This is a genomic window from Okeania sp. SIO2C2, from assembly GCF_010692625.1.
GTDB lineage: Bacteria > Cyanobacteriota > Cyanobacteriia > Cyanobacteriales > Microcoleaceae > Okeania > Okeania hirsuta.
The window spans coordinates 40,841-56,349 of sequence record NZ_JAAHGM010000036.1 but is presented as its reverse complement, the minus strand read 5'-3'; the positions used below and the strand labels follow the sequence as shown (position 1 = coordinate 56,349).

General features: G+C 38.2%; 13 protein-coding genes. 8 read left to right on the top strand and 5 right to left on the bottom strand.

Annotated elements, in window-relative coordinates; all coding sequences use genetic code 11:
* Positions 1-254: 254 nt before the first annotated feature.
* Both F6K18_RS24005 and F6K18_RS24000 read right to left on the bottom strand, forming a co-directional pair.
* Entirely contained in the window at positions 255-2,465 is a 2,211-nt protein-coding gene (locus F6K18_RS24005) for a nitrate reductase (RefSeq protein ID WP_287524813.1), read from the bottom strand.
* 735 nt (positions 2,466-3,200) lie between these two features.
* On the bottom strand, positions 3,201-4,634 hold the full coding sequence (locus F6K18_RS24000; protein WP_287524811.1) for a thioredoxin family protein: 1,434 nt from the start codon (positions 4,632-4,634) through the stop codon (positions 3,201-3,203).
* 127 nt (positions 4,635-4,761) lie between these two features.
* Here F6K18_RS24000 and F6K18_RS23995 point away from each other — a divergent pair, with 127 nt between their 5' ends.
* Entirely contained in the window at positions 4,762-4,902 is a 141-nt protein-coding gene (locus F6K18_RS23995; RefSeq protein ID WP_287524809.1) for a hypothetical protein, read from the top strand.
* A gap of 21 nt (positions 4,903-4,923) precedes the next feature.
* Here F6K18_RS23995 and F6K18_RS23990 read toward each other — a convergent pair whose 3' ends face one another.
* From F6K18_RS23990 to F6K18_RS23980, 3 genes are all read right to left on the bottom strand, one after another.
* Complete coding sequence (locus tag F6K18_RS23990) at positions 4,924-6,441, bottom strand: MFS transporter (protein ID WP_287524807.1); 1,518 nt, start codon at positions 6,439-6,441, stop codon at positions 4,924-4,926.
* Between the two features lie 335 nt (positions 6,442-6,776).
* Positions 6,777-7,463, bottom strand: a complete 687-nt coding sequence (locus F6K18_RS23985) for a hypothetical protein (protein WP_287524805.1) — start codon at positions 7,461-7,463, stop codon at positions 6,777-6,779.
* Between the two features lie 120 nt (positions 7,464-7,583).
* The gene (locus F6K18_RS23980) at positions 7,584-9,116 is read right to left on the bottom strand and encodes a ferredoxin--nitrite reductase (RefSeq protein ID WP_287524804.1); all 1,533 of its coding nucleotides are present in this window, start codon (positions 9,114-9,116) and stop codon (positions 7,584-7,586) included.
* 854 nt (positions 9,117-9,970) lie between these two features.
* On the opposite strand from F6K18_RS23980, the gene F6K18_RS23975 reads away from it, so the two are divergent.
* From F6K18_RS23975 to F6K18_RS23950, 7 genes are all read left to right on the top strand, one after another.
* On the top strand, positions 9,971-10,321 hold the full coding sequence (locus F6K18_RS23975) for a hypothetical protein (RefSeq protein ID WP_353735151.1): 351 nt from the start codon (positions 9,971-9,973) through the stop codon (positions 10,319-10,321).
* A gap of 12 nt (positions 10,322-10,333) precedes the next feature.
* A complete protein-coding gene (locus F6K18_RS23970; protein WP_353735153.1) occupies positions 10,334-11,320 on the top strand; it encodes a PAS domain S-box protein in 987 nt (328 codons plus the stop codon).
* 57 nt (positions 11,321-11,377) lie between these two features.
* Entirely contained in the window at positions 11,378-11,632 is a 255-nt protein-coding gene (locus tag F6K18_RS23965) for an ATP-binding protein (protein ID WP_287524803.1), read from the top strand.
* The gene (locus F6K18_RS36820; protein ID WP_353735152.1) at positions 11,596-11,769 is read left to right on the top strand and encodes an ATP-binding protein; all 174 of its coding nucleotides are present in this window, start codon (positions 11,596-11,598) and stop codon (positions 11,767-11,769) included. Before F6K18_RS23965 ends, F6K18_RS36820 begins: the two co-directional genes overlap by 37 nt.
* Entirely contained in the window at positions 11,756-11,902 is a 147-nt protein-coding gene (locus F6K18_RS23960; protein ID WP_240038859.1) for a hypothetical protein, read from the top strand. Before F6K18_RS36820 ends, F6K18_RS23960 begins: the two co-directional genes overlap by 14 nt.
* A gap of 449 nt (positions 11,903-12,351) precedes the next feature.
* Positions 12,352-15,012, top strand: a complete 2,661-nt coding sequence (locus tag F6K18_RS23955) for a GGDEF domain-containing response regulator (RefSeq protein WP_287524800.1) — start codon at positions 12,352-12,354, stop codon at positions 15,010-15,012.
* The gene (locus F6K18_RS23950) at positions 14,978-15,127 is read left to right on the top strand and encodes a hypothetical protein (protein ID WP_287524798.1); all 150 of its coding nucleotides are present in this window, start codon (positions 14,978-14,980) and stop codon (positions 15,125-15,127) included. The genes F6K18_RS23955 and F6K18_RS23950 overlap by 35 nt, the downstream gene beginning before the upstream one ends.
* Positions 15,128-15,509 lie beyond the last annotated feature (382 nt).

Here is a 15,509-nt window from a genome sequence, read left to right as displayed (position 1 = left end):
AATACTGTTGATAGCCCTAAATCAGCTTATACAATCGGTAGGAGAGTATACTAGAGAATTAAAGTTAGCTGATCAAAAACTAGAGAAACGTAGTGCTGAATTCACACAAGCTTTGAAAGACCTAAAACAAGCTCAGGCGCAACTAATTCAAACAGAAAATAAGCTACGCTAACATTCTTCAACCCAACCTACACCTAAATCCTCTTTCCTCCTTACTCCTGATTCCTGACTCCTGACTTGCGCATAGCGCCAGATCATCCCCTCAAAGAGAGCGCTGACGATCTTTCTACAGAATACTCTGATTCCATTAAGTCTTCCATAGCAGAAGTTTCAAATTTAATTGGCCTCAACTGCACGGCACAAGCTTTTAACTCTGGTTGCCCAGACTCAGGACAAACTTGAGGATGAGTCAAAGCATTTGCCTCTGCTTGATTTGCCCATAGTGCGCCCCAGTGCATCGGCACAAATACAGTCCCGGGAGTAATAGCTTTAGTCACTTTTGCTGGAAATCTTGCTGCACCTCGTCGCGATCGCACTTCTACCCAGTCATTTTCTTCAATCTCTAACTTCTCAGCATCCTTTGGATGAATTTCTATAAACGGCATCGGGTGCATTTTTCTAATTTTATCAATGCGTCCTGTGCGTGTTTGAGTATGCCAATGAGCATATAAGCGCCCTGTTGTCAACACAAAAGGATAATCAAAATTTGGTGGTTCTGCTAAACCTTGAGAGTAAAATGCAGCAAACTTTGCCCTGCCATCAGGAGTATTAAATCGGAAATTAGTATACAGACGTTCCTGAGATACTCCACTACTATCGGGACAAGGCCATTGAATCGGACCCTTTTCCCGTAACCGCTCGTAGGTAATATCCGTCTGGTCACAGGGACGACTGCGTGTCAACTCAAGAAACTCAGCTCTCACTGCTTCCGAGTCAGCAAAATCAAACTGATTTGTAAATCCTAAACGGCGACCTACCTCTGCAAAAATTTCCCAATCTGCTTTTGCTTCTCCCAGGGGATCGCGGAATGCAGAACACAAAGTCACCACTCGCTCCGAGTTTGTCATCGTTCCTGTTTTTTCTCCCCACTGAGCAGCAGGTAACAAAAGATGAGCATATTCCGCTGTTTCAGTAGGATAATAAGCATCCTGATAAACAGTAAAAGGCGATCGCAACAAAGCAGCCTTAGTCCGCTCTAAATCTGGCATACTCACTGCCGGATTAGTCGCTGCAATCCACAAACAACCTAATTCTTGGCGTTCCAAAGCCGTAATCATCTCCCAAGCAGTGCGACCAGGAACAGCAGAAATTTGCCCAGGAGTCAATCCCCATAACTTTTCCAAATCAGCCCGATGCTGGGAATTTTTCACCACCCGATAACCAGGCAAAATATGAGCCAGTCCACCAGCTTCCCTACCACCCATAGCATTAGGTTGACCAGTCAGTGAAAAGGGTCCTGCACCCGGTTTACCAATATTACCTGTCATCAAATGCAGATTAATCAGAGTCCGGACCTTGGCAGTCCCCTCAGACGACTGATTCATTCCCATTGACCACAAAGATAAAACTTGCTTTGACTCACTCCAATAACGAGCTGCCTTTTCCAAATCATCCAAACGGATATCGCAGTGGCGTGCAACTAGATCGGGTGGGGAATGACGAATCACATCAGTGTATTCAGGAAAACCAGTGGTACATTCATCAATGAATGTAGCATCGATCGCTCCCCAACGCATGAGTAGATTAGCAATACCGTTGAGTAGATCGATATCCGTACCTGGTCGAATGGCCAAATGTAAATCTGCTGCTTCCGCTGTTTGAGTACGACGGGGGTCTACCACAATCATTTTCACTTTCTTATTTTTCTTGTGGTGAACCCGCAGACGATTAAATACAATGGGGTGACATTCAGCTGCATTAGTACCGATTAAAAATGCACAGTCTGTTTTTTCTAAATCGTCGTAGCAACAGGGGGGGCCGTCGGAACCAAAACTTTGAACATACCCCGATACTGCCGAAGACATACAGAGACGAGAGTTAGCATCAAAGTTATTAGTCCCCAGACATCCTTTGAGAAATTTCTGAGCTACATAATAATCTTCTGTTTGAAACTGACCAGACCCGTACATACAAATTGCATCCGGTCCTTGAGTCAAGCGTACAGTTTGAATCCGATTAACAATCCGATTAAAAGCTTGATCCCAAGTAACACGACGGAAAGGCTCATCTAGGGTATCGCGCATCATTGGATATTTGAGGCGACTTTTATCCAATGCTTCAGCAACAGTGGCACCTTTTACACAAACTTTGCCTTGACTAGAGGGATGAGAGCTATCACCCCGTACTCGCCAAATTGGATTACCTTTGCTATCTCGATTTGTTGCTTTTCCAGGAATTGCTGGCGGTAATACATCTAAGCCACAGCCAACTCCACAATAAGGGCAAAGAGTTTTGGTAGGTTCCATAGTTTACTTTAAGAATAATTTTATTTGCAGACGAACAAGTGAAATTAAAGAAGCGGTCAGCGGTCAGCAATCAGCCGCAGATTTTTTTTTTGAGACACCCTCGTTTGCGAAGCATTCCGGAACGCAAAGGAGATTTATAGCAGTTTTCATGAACATAGAATACAGAGATTTTGGCTTAAAGGCAGCTATCCTGAGGGCAGGGGGCAGAAGTTTTATTGTCTACCTTTGTGAAAACCGCTATCAACTCCTCCGAGAGCCATCCCGCCGATCGGAAGCGGGGGATTTGTACCCAGAGCTATAAAAGCTGAAGCGCTGTTAACGTAGTTCCTCTGCCGGAAGCTAGCTAAAAGCTGATAGCTAGTTAACGCGAATATCATTAAACTTAGATGCTCAATAATTTAGCTTTTTATTCTAGCAAAAATTTTTTTCCTGCTAAATTTTCCCTAATTAATTTTTTACTTTATTATAATATAATTAATATGATATAGTACTTAATATCAATATTTAAGTTTTATGATTGTGAATTTAATTTTTGTTTATTATTGGATAGATTCTGAAAAATTATCTGTTAAATTAGATACGTTTTAAAGATTTCTTAAAAGGGCAGGTTTGATGAATAAATGACTCAAACCCTATAGTAGAAAAATTAATCACAACTCGAGCCACTCTACCATTATCAAAATAACATGGGTCTAAAACCCCGCCTTTTAAGGCGCAATATTTTTGAAGAGTTGCTCACGCATCCCCGTTACAAAAATAACTTCTGTACGGGCGAACGGCCGTTTGCTTCGCATACTTCGTAACGCCCCTACTTGGGGACTTCTGACTTCGTTGATGCACTAGCGAATTTAGCCTAAAATTAAAAGCTCTGGCTTGAAAATCATCATCAATCCGAAAAAAAACCATGAATGTCCCCCCGATTAGCTTGAGTATTCTTCCTTGTCTTTGACTTAGCCTTGAGGATTTGAAGGAATAAATAAAGTTCAATAAAATTGCTAGGAGAGGAATGATATAAATTGAAGCATAAATCCCTGTCCAGAAGGAAAAACAAAGCCAAACATTTTCTCGGCAGTATTGAATCAAAGTGGTCATGTAAACTGCTGGAAGAATGGCAGTACATCCCAATTCCACCATGTTTACAAAGATAGCTAACATAATTGTCCCGCCCAAGGTTGCTAAAAATAGCTTCCCATTGGTGGGGGAGTTTTGCAGGTTACGAGCAATTTTCTCAGCCTTTTTGGTAATAGATAACTGCTGTTTTTCAGATAGAGAAAGAGAAAATGCTTGTTTAAAAAAGAAGTAATCTTTAATATTAATCGCTCCAGCTAAAGTAATAATTCCTCCCAGTACCAGCATAAAGATGGTTCCGTATTTGTCGAGAAAGACAGAACCCACCAGAATCATAATCATGATCAACAGGAAATACATCACGGCGGAAGTAACCACAAAAGTAGAACCAACCAGTGCCATATCTCTCCTGCTTTTGGTATAAGTCAGCAATGACAAGAGAATAATCAGGACGCTGAAAGCACAAGGGTTAAAGCCATCAGCTAGGGCAATTGTAGATACAAATAAGGGAAAGGGAAGTTCTTGAGCGAATTGTTTAATAGTAGCATCTGGGATAAAGGTGATGAAGAAAAATAGGCTAATAATAAAGCTAGCAATTAATCCCCCAAACCAATATCTTTTTCTTTGCTCATTATTATTAAATTTTCTTCTCAGCAGTGGATAGCTGAATAAATACAAAATTGGCAAGAAAATAATATACCAGGGAAGTTCAACCTGTTTGTCTCTTCCCGGAACATTAACTCGGTATCCTAATTGTGCTTCAATGGCTTGAATAATCTGGTTTTGGTAGCCGATATAACCTCGATAGACGGGATTATATTCCAACTCACCCTCAGTTTCGCTATAACCAATAAAATTTTGATCGCCAATAAATGTCCTGGGAACTGCCTCAGAGGCAATCTGATATTTTGCCAGAAATTCTCGCCAGATTTTGGGATTCTGACTGACCTCAAATGAGTAAACCTTAATCCCTTCATTTTGTCGGTCAATATATTCCATTAGAGGTTTCTGTTTGGCACAATGGGGACAAGTTTGAGAGTAAAAGAAATAGATATCTAATCCCTGTTCTCCAGCTTGAGCTAAAGGAGCAAAAACAGTCAAACTTACAAGGAGAATGAGCGCCAACAATATTTTTAAGATATATTTCCCCTGCATTGTCTAAATTTTTTCTCTAGCTGTAATGTTCAGTTAATCAACATTATAGTACTACCCATTTAGGTGTTTGACATTGCTAAATGCTGTTTCCTTAATAATTCCGCAGGACAAAACTTACAACGACGGAGGAGTCAGGAGTCAGGAGTCAGGAGTCAGGAGGAAAGAAGAAGAAGGAGAGAGTTTTTTTATCACTAATTATCCGGACATGATATAACTTACCCTACTCAAAAATTTCTTAGTCTTCAGCAAACATAGGAACAGATTCTAGATTCACTTTCTCTTCATCCTCTTCATCCTTATGGTGCTCGGCAAATGAACCCTCTGGCTCTTTCAAGAAGAAAGCACACAGGAACGCCACAATTATTGACATTACACCAAGAACTTCAAAGAAAATTCGATTACCAACAGCACCTTCAGGCAACAGACTAAAAGTAGTCAGATAAACCACCGCACCTACGTTACCATAAGCACCAACATTACCAGCAATTTGACCTGTAACTCGGCGCTTAATTAAAGGAACTATAGCAAAAGTAGAACCTTCAGCAGCTTGCACAAAGAAAGAACACATCATAGTAAGTAACACAGCAGCAGGTAGCCACCAACCTCCAGTTACACGACCAAATGTGAGATAACCAATTCCCATCCCAGCAGTCAATACTGTCATTGTCAACTTGCGACTACCAAGTTTGTCTGAAATTAAACCACCACCAGGACGAGATGCCAAGTTCATGAAAGCATAGCTAGCTGCTATCATCCCTGCCACGGCTTTATCCAGGCCAAAAGTATTTTCAAAGAAAGCAGGAAGCATAGAAACTACTGCTAACTCAGAACCGAAGTTAACAAAATAAGTGAGTTCTAAAATTGCCACTTGAGAAAACTGATAGCGGTCAGCAGGAGGATAACGCTTATCACCTGCCATCAACTCTTTATTAGCTGCCCAACAGTTATAAGTTTGGAAAGCGTACAAACCTAAGAGCAATAGCCAGACAATATAAAGTTGACCTTGAGATAGAAAACCAACTTTACTCAAGCGCCAAGCTAGCAAACAAAGAACTCCTGTTAAAGGGAGATTCATCAAAATTAGGAAGAGAAAATCTTTCTGGGTGGTAACTTCTAAACCTGTGGCACGCTTAGGTTTTTTATACACCTTACCAGGAGGAGTATCTTGAACATTGAAGAAATAAAACGCACCATAAAGTGCAGCTATAATACCTGTCAGAGCGATCGATAACCGCCAGTTTAATATCTCACCGCCACTAAAAGTTAACACAGCAGCTACAGTAGGAAGGGTAAAAGCAGAAGCAGCAGAACCAAAGTTACCCCAACCGCCATAAATACCTTCTGCCAAACCTATTTCTTTAGGGGGAAACCATTCAGCGACCATGCGGATACCAATAACGAAACCAGCACCAACAATACTCAGTGCCAAACGACTGATAACTAACTGGCTGAAATTCTGTGCAAGGGCAAAACCTATACAGGGAATAGCTGCATACATTAGTAGCAGCGAATAGGTAATTCTTGGCCCGTATTTATCTAACAACATCCCAATGATAATTCGGGCAGGTACTGTTAGTGCAACGTTACAGATAGCAATAGTTCTAATTTGAGAAGTTTCTAAACCAAAGTCTGCTTTTAATGATGTTGCTAATGGGGCTAAGTTAAACCAAACAACAAATGATAGAAAAAAAGCAAACCAAGTTAAATGGAGGATACGGTAACGGCCCCGAAAAGACCAAAGTTCTGTTAACATATTTTGTTGAATTACAATTATTAAGGCTATATAAGGTCACAAACAAAGATTAATTTTGCTGACAAGTGTAACTAAAAATAATCTGAGGCAGTTATGAAATTTGTGAATTAAATTAGTACCAGAGTGAGGTGTTAGTTTAAAGCGAACAATTAAATTTTTTTCTGATCACATAGTAGGTTGGCAGAAATTATAATTTATGTATTTTGCAGATTTTTAAGCACTTTAGCATCAAAAAGTTTCTTACTTTCATCGCTATCAGTGCAATTTTTAGTTAGTAGTGAATTATATATAAATTTCTACCTAACACCTACTATGTATTACCTCAAACCAAAGACCTATTTGGTTAACCATTGGTTAACTTGAAGTACACCATTGGGAGTTAGTAGCACTAAATATTCTGCTGTTGGTTTGTTCTCATCAATAATACTAGAGTTAGCCAATTTGGCTAGAGGAGTTTCCCCAATGTACTCGGAAGCTGCTTTATTTATATGTTCATACTTGGCAACCATTCCTGCAGAGTTCATTGTGACTCGATAGGCTAAATTTTCAGAAAAAGTTGGATATTGTTTCCAAGCTTGGTCTATCTGGTTATACAGCATTGAGTTTAATTTCTCAAGAGTATTTGAGTCAGTAATAACTTTTGGTGCTGTTTGAGTTTCTGGAACTGCTGCCATAGTTACTTGAGTTTCTATGGATGAAGTTTCTGCAACAGGTACTGTATTGACTGCTGAGACTGACTCGGTAGTATCAACCGCGGAAGAAACAACAGAAGTTGATGGAGCAATAGTAGGTTTTGATGTGGGTGCGCTGGCTATAATAGTAGGAGTATCAGTAGTGGATGTAACAACTATTGTTTCTTCTGCTTCTTGTTCTTGTTGTTGAGCATATTCTGCGAGAGAACTCTGCCAACTATTGACATAAGAACCAGCAAATAGTGTTAACCCAACTACAGATAGAATTTTTAGACCTAGAGATTTTGCAGTTTCGGGTGAATTGTTAGAAGCATTAACTGTAGTAGACATTGTTGAGATTCTCCTTAATTGTTATTGTACTTTAAATGTAATAAATAAATTTTGGCTGTGAGACTAAATTTGAGAAACGCTATTTAAGCTTCTCCGGTCTTTATTTGTAAGATTTACGATTTACTTTGGTTGAGCACCAAAATTTTCAATTAGCAAATTCCGCAAAACAGGTTTGAGGTCTTCACAGGCAATGCCTTTTTGAACGCAATTGCCGAGTTTAGCATCTTTGCCAACTGTGCCTCCCATGTACAGGTCAACACCCTCAACCATTTTGCCATCTTTGCGTGCTTTAGTACCCATCAAACCAATATCTGCAACCTGTGGCTGTCCACAAGAGTTGGGGCAACCAGTCCAGTGAATGCGTACTGGTTTTGGCATTGACAGTTCAGCTTCGAGTTCCTTTACCATTGCCACGGCACGATTTTTGGTTTCAATCATAGCAAAGTTACAAAACTGTGCCCCTGTGCATGAAACTACAGCCCGAGTTAATGGTTGAGGATTAATGGAAAATTTTTCTAGGAGTGGTTCCCCAAGGAATGGTTCTATTCTAGACTCAGGAACATTAGGAATAATAACATTTTGTTCCACAGTCAGCCGAATTTCCCCATTGCCATAAACCTCAGCTAGCCGCGCTAGGTCAAACATATTGTCAGCATACAGTCTACCAACCGGAATGTGCAACCCAATATAATTTAACCCTGGTTGTTTTTGTTTGTAAACCCCTATATGGTCGCGTTTTTCCCAGATAATTTCGTCTTTTGGAGCTTCTGTCTCTAGAATTTGCCCCATTTGTTGCTCAACTTCTGAGCGGAATTTATCCAGACCCCACTCATCTATCAGCCACATTAACCTTGATTTTTGGCGATTTCCTCGGAGTCCATAATCGCGATATACTTCTAAAATAGCTCGACAGATGGCAACAACTTGATTTGGTTCTACCCAAGCATCAAGGGGGATAGCTGCTGCACAACGTTTGGCCGAGAAAAAGCCACCAACTAGAACATTAAAGCCAAATTTATCGTTTTTGTAGGCAGGAACAAAAGCAATATCATTTATTTCCGCATGGACAGAATTATCACGGCATCCGGCGATCGCTATATTGAATTTCCGTGGTAAATTGGTAAATTCTGGGTTGCCTTTGCTGTTGCCAGTAATCATGTCTTGGACTTGCTGAACTAACTCGCGGGTATCGTAGAGTTCATCAGCATCTATTCCGGCCACTGGGGAACCTGTGATGTTGCGTACATTATCCATGCCTGATTGAACGGTGGTTAAACCTACTTGTTCAAATCGATAGAAGATGTCTGGAATATCTTCTATCCTAATTCCCCGCAGTTGCAAGTTTTGTCTGGTGGTGATGTCGGCGCTACCGTCTTCGCCGTACCGTTGGACTATTTCTGCCAAGACTCCCATTTGTTGACTGGTGATGAATCCATTTGGCATCCGCATCCGCAACATAAATTTGCCTGGAGTTACTGGTCGGAAGAATACACCTAACCATTTTAGTCTGTGGTCGCGGTCAGTTTTATCTATTGCTTCCCAGCCAATATTGGCAAATTTTTCTAGTTCTGTTTTCACTGCCAGACCATCTTTTTCTGCTTTAAACTTCTCAAATTTATTTAGTTTTTCTTGACGCTCTACTGTGCCAGTCATCTATATTATCCTCATTTGTAGGCAGTCTCATAAATTTTTGGGCAACTCACTTAAGATGCTTTAATTAACTCAATTACTAATTTTTTTGAGCTGACAACTAGAAAATCAAAATGTTTAAAAATTCTGCATCTATTGTCACCATCTAATGTCAAATTCTGATTAATTTGTTGTTGACTAATGTAAATGAGTTTAAATGAAATATTCGTATTATTTGTTACAAAATGTATATTTTTATGAATTTTATGTATATATTTAATGCGTTTATTGCATTTTAGATGCAAAAGAGATATAGGGACAAAGCCTACTAACTGTTCCATATTTTTTGTGCTGTAATTTAAGATGTGGGTCAGCTTAGAAATCTAGAAGCTACAAGTCAGTCGTCATTATTAATCAGACAAACAGCGAAATAGCCAAATTGTAAATATACAGAACTTTTTAGGGTGCTCAGGCGCACTTTAATAACAGTCGAAGGAAAGAGCGCGGACATATCAAAAGCTTAAAACTGATACAACACAAGGTTTTTCCTCCTTCCTTCTTTCTTCTGCTATAAAATTTATCTCTTTGTCGCTGTTTCCTTTTCCCTATTAGACTTGTTGCTTTATAAATTAAAAAAATCCCAAAAACCTTGTTCTGTAAGCATTGTAGCTATTGGATACAAAAATGCTTGGAATTATTGCTCTGTCTAGGTTAGAGTGATTTTTTCCCTTTATTTAGCGACAACTCTATTGCCTTTGACAAAAAATATGTTTAAATATATTCCTCATGGACACTGCTATCTATGGAACCCTAGTTTAGTTAGCTTGCATTTAGTCTCAGATATTCTGATTGCTATTGCTTAGTTCTCTATCCCTCTAATGTTGGTTTACTTTATCCAGCAAAGACAAGATTTACCTTTTCCTTATATATTCTGGCTATTTAGTGCCTTTATAGTTTCCTGTGGGACAACTCATCTTCTAGATGTGTGGACTTTATGGCATCCCACTTATTGGTTTTCAGGAACTTTGAAGACTATAACTGCCATAATTTCATTGTTTACAGCTTTTGAACTCCGTATTCTCATACCTCAAGCTTTAGTATTACCTAGTCCAACAGAACTAGAAAAAACAAATCAGGAACTACAGAAACAAATAGTAGAACGCCAGGGTATAGAAACTCAATTACGAGAAAGCGAAGTTAAATTTTGTGCTGCTGCGGAAGCAAGTTGAGATAGTTTATTTATATTTAATAGTCTGCGGGATGAAACTGGACGTATTGTCGATTTTATTTTTGTAGAGCTAAACTCCCCCGCAGAACAACTCATTTATATGCCTAAATCAGAAGTATTGGGACAAAGACTGTCCGAACTAATTCCGATCAACAGTACCGGAAATTTCTGGGAAAAATACGTTCAGGTTGTGGAAACAGGTAAAGTTTTCCAAGAAGAGTTTTCCACAAATATCTTTACCCCCAATATCTCCTGGTTGCAACAGATGGTAGTTCCTCTAGCAGATGGTATTGCTATTACTGCTAGAGATATCACCGAACGCAAACAGATGGAAAAAATATTGCAAGAAAGAGAACAACGCTTCCGTCTAGCTTTTGACGATGCACCTATTGGTATGGATCTGGTATCACTAGATGGAAATTTTTTCGAGGTTAACCATGCTTTGTGCGAAATGATAGGTTACAGTGAAGCTGAATTGATCCAGTTAACTTTCCAAAAAATTACTTATCCTGACGATCTAGCTGTTGACCTTGCCTTTGTGCAGGAACTCTTAGAAGGAAAAAAAAGCAAATACAATATGGAGAAGCGCTATATTAGCAAGGAAGGTCATATTGTCTGGATAATTTTGAGTGTTTCTCTAGCAAAAGATCCATCAGACGAACCTCTGTATTTTATTGCTAAAATTCAAAATATTACTCCCCGCAAGCAAAATGAAGCTCAACAGCAAAGACTCATTACTCAGCTAAAAATCAGTAACCAAGAACTAGAAGATTTTGCTTATGTAGCTTCCCACGACTTGCAGGAACCACTACGGAAAATTCAGACCTTTGGCGATCGCCTCAAAGCTAAATATGGGGAAGTGTTGGATGAAAAAGGGCTAGACTATCTACAAAGAATGCAGAGTTCTGCCAACAGGATGCAAATTCTAATTAGGGATTTATTAGACTTCTCACGGATTACGACCAAAGGGCAACCCTATGTATCTGTAACCCTTTCTTAAATAGTAGAAGAAGTTATTGAGGACTTAGAGAACCGCATTGAACAAACAAAAGCTCAGGTGGAAGTAGAAGAATTACTTACTATTCAGGCCGACTCGATACAAATGCGACAATTGTTCCAAAACTTAATTGGCAATGCACTTAAATTTAATATACCAGAAAATCACCCCATTGTCAAGGTAGAAGCAATTTTACAGTCGGAAACTAATCAAGTTCAAATTATGGTATCCGACAATGGAATTGGTTTTGAGGAAAAATATTTACACCTTTCTAACGCCTGCATAGCAAGCAACAATATCAAGGCACTGGTATAGGACTGGCAATATGTCGTAAAATAATAGAAACACACAATGGTAATATTACTGCTCGTAGTATCCCTAATCAAGGAACTACTTTTGTGATTACTTTGCCCATTGAACAAAGTTTAGATAAGCAAAATGAGCATATCTAAGTTGAATAAAACACCAGTACCAATTCTCATGGCTGAAGATGATGAGGATGATCGTCTCTTGGCAATGGAAGCTTTTGAGGAAAGTAAATTACTTAATAAATTATATATTGTTGAGGATGGGGAAGAATTATGAGATTTTTTATATCATCGAGGTGCTTATACAGATATCACAACTTCACCTCAGCCAGGAATAATTTTTTAGACTTATATATGCCAAAATAAAGATGACAGAGAAGCTCTCAAATAAATTAAAGCTGACCCTAACTTACGTTTAATTCCTATTGTAGTTTTAACTACTTCTAAAGCAGAAGATATCTATACTTATTATCAATTAGGAATTAGTTCATTTATTGTCAAGCCAGTAACATTTGAGGGATTAATAGCAGTCATTCAAGGTTTGAGTAGATATTGGTTTGAAATTGTTGAACTCTCTGCTCGAAAATATTGAACTGGAGCAATTTTTCCGCCTAGTATTTCCTGGAAAAATTATATGTATTAGAAATTGCTTTATGTTGGCTATAAGGACAATTTTCTACCTGAATATAACTATAATTCAGAGTATATAAATTCAAGCAGATTTTTATGCAAAAATACACTATTAATCTTCTCTTAATAGAAGATAATAAAGATGATTTTATTGCCATCGATGACATCTTGTCAAAAGTAGAGTCATCAAACATCTCCCTGGATTGGAAAAATACTTATGAAGAGGGATTAGCTGCAATAGAAACAGGAGAATATGACGTTTGTTTGCTTGACTCTCGTTTAGGAGAAAAAGACGGGATAGAATTACTCAAAACAGCAATAGAACTTAATTGTCAGACACCAATTATATTCATCACAGGTCAAGACGATCGAGAATTAGACCTACTGGCGATGAAAATTGGAGCAGCAGATTATTTGAATAAATTAGAAATTCGAGAATATACATTAGAGCGAGTAATTCGTTATGCAATTGAAAGAAATAAAAATTTAATTGCCCTCCAAGAAAGTCAAGCCAAACTACAAGAAGCACAAAAAATCCCTCATTTAGGTAACTGGGAATTCAACCTAAAAACACAGAAAATAACTTGGTCTGATGAAGTATTTCGGATTTTTGGTCTGAGTGGGACTCAAAAGTCACTAACTTATGCAGAATTCCTCCAAATGTTCGTTCCCGAAAGTAGAAAGTTGTGGGAGGAAAATATGGCTTTAATATTAGAGAAAACACAAAAATGTGAATGTGAATATGAAATAATTCGCCCGGACGGAACACTGAGATATCTTTATACAAAGACGACTTTAATCACAAATAGTAACTTAGAATCAATCGGCATATTTGGCACAATTCTAGATATTACAAAGCGCCAACTGGCCGAATTAGAAGTCAAAAAAATCAGAAAACAAGAGCATTTATTAAGTCTGGTGATTGACAGAATTCATCAATCTTTAAACTTAGAGGAAATATTAGAAACGACAGTAGAGTCGGTGCGAGAGTTTTTGCAGTGCGACCGGGTACTAATTTACCGTTTCTTACCAAATGGTCATGGTGTGGTAGAAAAAGAATCTTTAGCACCAAATTGTCTTTCACTGTTAGGAATGACAATAGTCGATCCATGTTTTCGCAACAGCAATATTTTAGAACGTTACAAACAAGGATATTTTAGTATTATTCATAATATTAATCAATCGGGGATGCAACAATGTCATATTGATATGCTCAGGGAACTTCAGGTGAAAGCAAATATAGTGCTACCTATCCTAATTACAAACGAAACTAAAAACAAAAATCATACTGACAACTCAGAAATTAATGTCTGGGGATTATTAATAGCTCATCATTGTCGAGAAAATAGACAGTGGGAAATATCGGAAACCGATTTATTAAGACGCTTGGCAGCTCAGACAGCGATCACTATTCAACAAGCTCAACTTTATCAACGCTTAGAAAAACTTAATCAAGAATTAGAAGCAATTGCATATATTGATGATTTAACAGGAGTGTTTAACCGTCGTCATTTTGAGCAAAAATTTAAACAAGAATGGAAAAGGTTGGCGCGAGAACAAGGTCTCATCTCAATTATTATGTTAGATATAGACTACTTTAAACCTTATAACGATACCTACGGCCATCAACAGGGAGATAAATGTTTGCAACAAGTAGCTAAAGCTATTCAAACGACAGTGAAACGCCCTGGAGATTTTGTCGCCCGATATGGTGGAGAAGAGTTTGTAGTTGTGTTGCCAAATACCCCCATGGAAGGAGCACTTAAGGTGGCAGAAAATATCAGAACAGAAATTGAAGCTTTAAAAATTCCTCATCAAGCTTCAGCAACAAGTCAGTGGGTGACAAGTAGCTTAGGAGTTGCAGATACTAATTGCTCAAAAACATCTAATCCAGAGAGATTGCTAAAAGCAGCAGATACAGCTCTCTACAATGCTAAAACTTCTGGCAGAAACCGCATAGGGATTTATTATATATCCATGGAAAGTCTAGAGAAACAACAGCAAGAAATTAATTTAGTTACACAACTACGAGATGCTTTAAGAGAAAACGGTTTTTGTCTGTTTTCACAAGCAATTGTCCCATTGCATGAAGGTGTACAAGCAAGACTTTATGAAGTTTTACTTAGATTTAGATATCCTTCAGGTAAAATTGTTTCACCAGCTACTTTCCTACCAGTAGCGGAGCGCTATCATCTAATGCCAGTAATTGACCGTTGGGTCGTAAAAAATCTACTATATTTCATGTCTTTGCATAAAATTGATAATTCACACCGAGATTGTATTTTTACTGTTAATCTTTCTGGTGCTAGCATCAACGATAGCCATTTTCTAGAATTTATCGAACATCAATTTGCCTGTTTTGAAGTGCCTCCCCAAAAAATTTGTTTTGAGATTACTGAGACCATAGCTATTACTAATTTAGATAAAGCAGCAAAATTTATTCAGTCTCTCAAACAAGTTGGTTGTAGTTTTGCTTTAGATGATTTTGGCAAAGGAATGTCTTCTTTTTCTGATCTCACAAACTTGCCAGTAGATTATCTCAAGATTAACGGGATGTTTATTAAGAAGATGGAAAAAGATACTGTCACTCAAGCAATAGTAGAAGGTATTCATCATATTGGCAGGGCAATGAATTTAAAAGTAATAGCTGAATATATAGAAACAGAGTCAATTCTCAACAAAGTCAATAGTTTAGGAATAGATTATGGTCAAGGCTTTTATCTTGACAAACCCAGCGCACTTTTGTTTTCTGTTTAAAGAGTCAAGAGTCAGGAGTCAGGAGTCAGGAGTCAGGAGTCAGGAGTCAGGAGGAAACAAAAAGAAGAAGGAAGAAGAGGAGAAAATTTTTTCATCACTAATTATCCGGACATGATATAACTATTATACCAATTTTATATGAAGCTGCATAGAATAATACTTAAAGCACAATTGACTGTAGATAGGCATAGATAAATATAGATTAATGAATGAATTTCGTAATTCTATGCAACCTCATATAAAATTGGTATTAGATATCTCCAAAAATCAATTCTCATAAAGAAATTATCAATTATTTCTCTCTACTGCCTACTGCCTACTGCCTACTGCCTCTTTTGGAGGAGATGTCTATTAGACATCTCCAAAAATCAAAAATCAAATTAATTCTTATCCATAAATTATCAATTCTTCCTCCCTGTTCCCTGTTCCCTGTTCCCTGTTCCCTGTTCCCTGTTCCCTGTTCCCTCTTTTGGAGGAGATGTCTATTGTATTTTATC

Bases quoted from the DNA above. Each gene is read 5' to 3' on its own strand.
- F6K18_RS24005 (WP_287524813.1), bottom strand. From the start codon at position 2,465: ATGGAACCTACCAAAACTCTTTGCCCTTATTGTGGAGTTGGCTGTGGC.
- F6K18_RS23990 (WP_287524807.1), bottom strand. From the start codon at position 6,441: ATGTTAACAGAACTTTGGTCTTTTCGGGGCCGTTACCGTATCCTCCAT.
- F6K18_RS23985 (WP_287524805.1), bottom strand. From the start codon at position 7,463: ATGTCTACTACAGTTAATGCTTCTAACAATTCACCCGAAACTGCAAAA.
- F6K18_RS23980 (WP_287524804.1), bottom strand. From the start codon at position 9,116: ATGACTGGCACAGTAGAGCGTCAAGAAAAACTAAATAAATTTGAGAAG.
- F6K18_RS23975 (WP_353735151.1), top strand. From the start codon at position 9,971: ATGTTGGTTTACTTTATCCAGCAAAGACAAGATTTACCTTTTCCTTAT.
- F6K18_RS23960 (WP_240038859.1), top strand. From the start codon at position 11,756: ATGAGCATATCTAAGTTGAATAAAACACCAGTACCAATTCTCATGGCT.
- F6K18_RS23955 (WP_287524800.1), top strand. From the start codon at position 12,352: ATGCAAAAATACACTATTAATCTTCTCTTAATAGAAGATAATAAAGAT.